The organism is Kitasatospora sp. NPDC059817, assembly GCF_042731835.1.
Taxonomy (GTDB): Bacteria; Actinomycetota; Actinomycetes; order Streptomycetales; family Streptomycetaceae; genus Kitasatospora.
Map to the genome: position 1 here is coordinate 1 of NZ_JBHWIR010000310.1, position 5471 is coordinate 5471.

Consider the following 5471-nt stretch of genomic DNA (forward strand, 5'->3'; position numbering starts at 1 on the left):
GCCGCGGCCGCGCGCCCCGCACACCCAGTCCGCGCCCGGCCGCGCCGGCCCGCGGCCCCCGCGCCGGGGCCGCCCGCCCGATGGGCTGCTGGACGACTTCACGGCCGCCGGGCAGCCCGGCGACCTGGTCGGCGGCTTCCTGGAGCCCTTCCCGCTGCTGGCCATGTGCGAGCTGGTGGGCATCCCCTACGAGGACCGCGAGTACTTCCTGCCCAGGGCGGACGCCGCCCTCGGGGCGATGGTCACCCTGGACGAGGGCCGCGAGGTCACCTCCGAACTGCGCGAGTACATCGCGTCACTGCTCGACCGCAAGCGGCGCGAGCCCGCCGACGACGTCCTCACCGGGCTGGTCCACGCGTGCGGGCCCGGCACCCTGGACGGGGAGAGCGTGGTGACCTTCGGGCTCTCGATGCTGGTCGCCGGCTACCGCACGAGCACCATGTTCCTGGCCGACGCCGTGGTGGCCCTGCTGACCGCGCCCGACCGGTACGCCCGGCTCCGCGACGACCGCGGCCTCCTACCCGGCGCGGTGGAGGAACTCCTGCGGTACATACCGGTCATGAACGGCGTCGTGGTCCTCCAGGCCGTCGAGGACATCGAGTTGCACGACCGCAGGATCCGCGCGGGCGACGCCGTTCTGCCCGTCCTCGCCTCGGCCAACCGCGACGAGCGGGTGTTCACCGACGCCGACCGGCTCGACCTGTGCCGGGCGGAGAACCCGCACCTCACCTTCGGCCGGGGTGCGCACAACTGCATCGGCGCGCACCTGGCCCGGGCCCAGATGGCCGTGGGACTGGAAGCCCTGCTCGACCGCTTCCCGCGACTGCGCCTCGCCGAGGGACAGGAACCCGCCTGGGACGACGAATCCCCGAGCAAGTCACCGCTCACCCTCCCCGTCAGCTGGCACGCCACCACCGCCGCGGCTCAAGGGGTCGGCGATCCACCGGAACGACCGCGAAGCCACCGGCCCCCGCCGCCGTGAGGACACCGCCGAGCATTGCACTCACCGCCGCGCGCCGGGAGGAAGAGCCCTCCTGCTGGGCCGGCAGAGACCTTGGACGACCGCTCCGCGGGGAGCGCGCGTACGGAGTGCGCTGGGAAGGCGGTCCGGGGCGTCAGGAAGGCGTCAAGGACGGGCGGCTGGCGGCCGGCGCGGCGGTTGGGTGGAGGACGACACACCAGGTGACGCGCCAGGTGACACACCGGGCGACACGCCGGGTACCGGAACGACGACGCGAGGACGGACCATGCACGGCAACGGGCGGCACCAGGGCAGCGGCACCGGCAGGGTGGTGGTCGGGGTCAGCGGATCGCTCGGCAGCCTCGCCGCCCTGCACCGCGGCGTGGCGGAAGCCCGCAGCCGTGGCGCCGAACTCGTCCCGGTACTCGCCTGGGAGCCGCCCGGCGGCGAACTCGGCTACCGCCGCTCGCCGTGCCCGCCGCTGCTCGCCGCGGTGCGGGAGGCGGCCGAACAGCGGCTGCGGGACGCCCTCGACGCGGCGTTCGGCGGCGCCGACCCCGGCGTGCCGCTGCGCCCGCTGGTGATCAGGGGCGAGACCGGGCCCGCCCTCGTCCAGGCCGCCGACCGGCCGGACGACCTGCTGGTTCTCGGCCAGAGCGGCGGTCTGCTGCGGCGTCGGTTGCGGCGCTCGGTCACGGCGCACTGCGCGCGCGAGGCGGGCTGCCCGGTGCTGACCGTCCCGGTGCCCGAGCTGCTGCACGAGCTGGAGGCGCTGCACCGGCGCACCCGGTGGCACCTGCCGGTCGGCCCGGCGCCCGAACTCGTCGCCGCGAAGAGGTAGGCCGTGCGGATGTACGCGGCCCGGCCGGGTGGACGGCGCTACCACCCGGTCCTGGAGCGGCTCTCCGTCCCGACCTCGGGCACGGTGGCCCTGCTCGCCGGCGGCGTCCTGGCGATGGGCCTCGGCGGGCTCGGCGAACTGCACTCCGGTGGGCTCGCCTACGTCGCCTACCTCGGCCTGTGCGCGATCCTCGGCGGCTTCTCCCGGCCCCGGGCGGCGCCGCTGATCGGACTGGCGGCCTGGCTGTGCTGCAACGCCTTCGCCGAGCACCGGCACGGCGAACTGGGCTGGGCCGGGCCCTGGCCGGAGGGCTCGCACTTCGCGATGTTCACCGCCACCGCCCTGCTGGTGGCCCTGCCCACGACCCTGCCGCGCCGGACGGTCCGGGTGGCGCGGCTGCGCCTCGACCAACTCGGGTGAAACCCCGCAGACGGTCCCTCACCGGCCTTCGGGCCGACGGGCGGACCACGCCGAGACCAGGGATCCGGCCGGTACTCCGGAACCCTCGGCAACCGGTGGAAAACAGGTAGGAGGCGCGCGGCGCCGGGGGGGCGGAGCGGTCGCCCTTAGGACAGCGGGCCCGCCGAGCCAGGCGGGCACCGCCGCGACCGCACCACGGCCCGCGCCGCGCGTCGTCCGTCCAGTCCGGAAGCCCGGAAGCCCGGAAGCCCGGAAGCCCGGAAGCCCGGAAGCCCGGCAACCCTGCGCCCAGGCCGCCTGCTCGCCGCCCCCGGGCCGCCCGCCGAGGGCGGCGTTACGCTGAGACGACCAGATCGGTCCTCGCGGCCCCCGCTGCGCACTCAAGGGGGTGGGGCCAGTGCCGGCGTCCCCGACCAGCCCCCCGACCGGCGGTCCGAGCGACCGTCCGACGGGTTCCGGTGCGGGCGAGAAGGGCCTGAAGAGCGGCGCCCTGGGCCTGCTGTCCTCGGTGTGCATCGGCCTCGCCTCCACCGCCCCCGCCTACAGCCTGGCCGCGACCCTCGGCATCGTCGTGGTCGGGGTCGGCCTCCAGGCGCCCGTCGTCACCGTCCTGGCGTTCATCCCGATGCTGCTGATCGCCTACGCCTACAAGGAGCTCAACGCCGCCGACCCGGACTGCGGCACCACCTTCACCTGGGCCGCCCGGGCGTTCGGCCCGCGCACCGGCTGGATGGGCGGCTGGGGCATCGTCGTCGCCGACGTCATCGTGATGGCCAACCTGGCGCAGATCGCCGGGGTGTACGGCTTCCGGCTGGTCGGCCTGGACTCGCTCGCGGACAGCCGGGTGTGGACGACCAGCGCCGGGGTGGCGTGGATCGTCCTGATGACTGCGATCTGCTACGTCGGCATCGAGCTGTCCGCCACCCTCCAGCGCCGGCTGCTGGCCGTCGAGGTGGTGATGCTGGTCGCCTTCTCGGCCACCGCGCTCGTCAAGGCGTACGGCTCCGCCGCGCCCCCGACGGCCATCCCCGTCGACGCGTCCTGGTTCAACCCGTTCAACGTGCCCTCGACCTCGGCGTTCACCGCCGGCATGCTGGCCGCGGTCTTCATCTACTGGGGCTGGGACACCGCCGTGTCCGTCAACGAGGAGACCGCCGACTCCGCCCGCACCCCCGGCCGCGCGGCCGTCATCTCCACCGTGCTGCTGCTCCTCATCTACGTCCTGGTCGCGACCTCGGCGCAGTCCTTCGCCGGGGTCGGCGCGGACGGCATCGGGCTCGGCAACCCGGCGCACTCGGGGGACGTGCTGTCCGGCCTGGGTGACGCGGTGTTCGGCACCACCGGGATCGGCGCGGTGCTCAGCCGGCTGCTGATCCTGATGGTGCTGACCTCGGCCGCCGCCTCCACCCAGACGACGATCCTGCCCACCGCCCGCACCACCTTCTCGATGGCCACCCACCGGGCCATCCCGACCGGCTTCGCCCGGGTGCACCCGCGCCACCGGACCCCGACCTGGTCGACGGTCGCCATGGGCCTGGCGTCGATCGCCTTCTACGTCCTGCTCACCGCGATCAGCGGCAACGTGCTGGCCGACTCGATCGCCTCGGTCGGCCTCGGCATCGCCTTCTACTACGGCCTGACCGGCTTCGCCTGCGTCTGGTACTACCGCGGGGTCCTCACCCGCAGCGTCCGGGACTTCGTCTTCAAGGGCGTGCTGCCGCTGGCCGGCGGCCTGATGCTGCTGTACTTCTTCGCCTACGGCGCCTTCGACGTCTACGCCGACCCGGACTACGGTGCCACCTCGATCGACCTGCCGGGCATCGGCCGGGTCGGCGGGGTGACGGTGATCGGGCTGGGCGCGCTGCTGCTCGGCGCGGTGCTGATGCTGGTGCAGCGGCTGGTGCAGGGGTCCTGGTTCCGCCACCCGGACGTCCCGGTGAGCGCCGCCGACCCGGCCTCCGCGCCCTGAGTCCAGAACCGGCCGGTTCTGACGTTTCCTTGACGCGCAGTCACGTGTAAAGGGCGAGCAAAGCAGGCATATAGTTCGGGCAAAGCATCGTGGTGGGAGGGGCCGGATGGAGACGACGCTGGAACCGGACTGGCGCACGCTCGGCGTCCTGGGCGCGGCCCGGGGCGCGCGCGGCGGGAGCGACGGCCGCCTCGGGACGGAACACCTGCTGGCCGCCGTCGCCGGGGCGAAGGGCCCGGCCGGTGAGGCCCTGTCGGCCGCCGGGGCGACCGCGACCGCCCTGCTCGCCGTCCTGCGAGACCGCCAGGGCGGGGTCGACACGGCACGCTGGGGCTCGGACGACGGGGCCGGCGCGAGCGTGCCGGCCCGCGACGTGCTCGGCCCGACCGGGGAGCGAGGCCTGCTGCTCAGCGGCGCCGCCGCCCGCGCCCTGGCCGGCGCCATGGAGCGGGCCCGGCAGGACGGCGAGCGGAAGTTCAGCGCAGAACACCTGTTGCGCGCCCTGCTCGCCGATCCGCACGCCCGGGCCGCCGAACTGCTGCACGCGGCGGGCGTCGCGCCGGGAGCGGTACTGGAGCGACTGGCGGTGCCCGCCGGCCCCGACGTGCCGGACGGTCCCGGTGCCCCGGGCGCCCCCGACGACCTGGACGACCTCGACCCGCTGCTGCGCCCCACCCGGGACGCGCTGCTCGGCCGCACGCCGTACCGGCTGCCGCGCTGGAAGCGGCTGCTGGTGCCCGGCTTCGCCAAGATGAACATCGCGGTCGCGCCGATGGCCTGGGTCCGGCTGGAGGTCGACGGGCAGGCGCAGCGCCTCGGCCGCCGTGCGCCCGGCACCGAGCACGTGCTGCTGGCCGTTCTCGCCGTGCACGAAGTCGCCTGCCGGCACCCGCAGTTGGCCGGTGAGGGCGGCGCGGACCCGGCCGAGCGGCACGCGGGCGGGGTGCGGCTGGCCCGGCTCGGCCTGGACTACGCCCGGGCCCACGCGGCGCTCACCGCCGGGCGGGTGCCGCTCGCGGCCGACCCGCGGGCGGTCGAGGCCTACCTGTCCGGCGCCACGGACAGGCAGGGAACCGGGCCGTTGGTGGAGACGCTCCTCTCGGAGGAGACCCGGGCCCGGCGGCTGGTCGAGGCCCTGTGCGGAGATCGGCTCGATCGCCCCTGATTACTACTGAACGGCGTTGGGACTAGGGGCTCTCTTTCGGATCACGTCGGATCAGCGCGCGGCGTCGGAGTGCGTGCATCGCAAGGCGGAGGAGGGAGTCCATGCGGAGTATCGG

Annotated in this window: 5 protein-coding genes; all 5 read left to right on the top strand. The window is 75.0% G+C overall.

Annotation, left to right across the window (positions count from 1 at the left end):
* Positions 1-982 (top strand): cytochrome P450 (locus ACFV61_RS34060; RefSeq protein ID WP_380495961.1); only part of this gene is annotated, 982 nt, incomplete at its 5' end.
* Positions 983-1247: 265 nt separating this feature from the next.
* A complete protein-coding gene (locus ACFV61_RS34065; protein ID WP_380370094.1) occupies positions 1248-1802 on the top strand; it encodes a universal stress protein in 555 nt (184 codons plus the stop codon).
* A 3-nt stretch (positions 1803-1805) separates the two neighbouring features.
* Positions 1806-2222 carry a hypothetical protein gene (locus ACFV61_RS34070; protein ID WP_380495963.1) on the top strand — a complete coding sequence of 139 codons (417 nt, stop codon included), beginning with the start codon at positions 1806-1808 and terminating at the stop codon, positions 2220-2222.
* A 397-nt stretch (positions 2223-2619) separates the two neighbouring features.
* Positions 2620-4191 carry an APC family permease gene (locus tag ACFV61_RS34075; protein ID WP_380495965.1) on the top strand — a complete coding sequence of 524 codons (1572 nt, stop codon included), beginning with the start codon at positions 2620-2622 and terminating at the stop codon, positions 4189-4191.
* Between the two features lie 106 nt (positions 4192-4297).
* Entirely contained in the window at positions 4298-5356 is a 1059-nt protein-coding gene (locus ACFV61_RS34080; protein ID WP_380495967.1) for a Clp protease N-terminal domain-containing protein, read from the top strand.
* Positions 5357-5471: the final 115 nt, after the last annotated feature.

What these genes read in the sequence shown, in the direction of transcription:
- ACFV61_RS34065 (WP_380370094.1), top strand. Translation starts at nt 1,248, where the DNA reads ATGCACGGCAACGGGCGGCACCAGGGCAGCGGCACCGGCAGGGTGGTG.
- ACFV61_RS34080 (WP_380495967.1), top strand. Translation starts at nt 4,298, where the DNA reads ATGGAGACGACGCTGGAACCGGACTGGCGCACGCTCGGCGTCCTGGGC.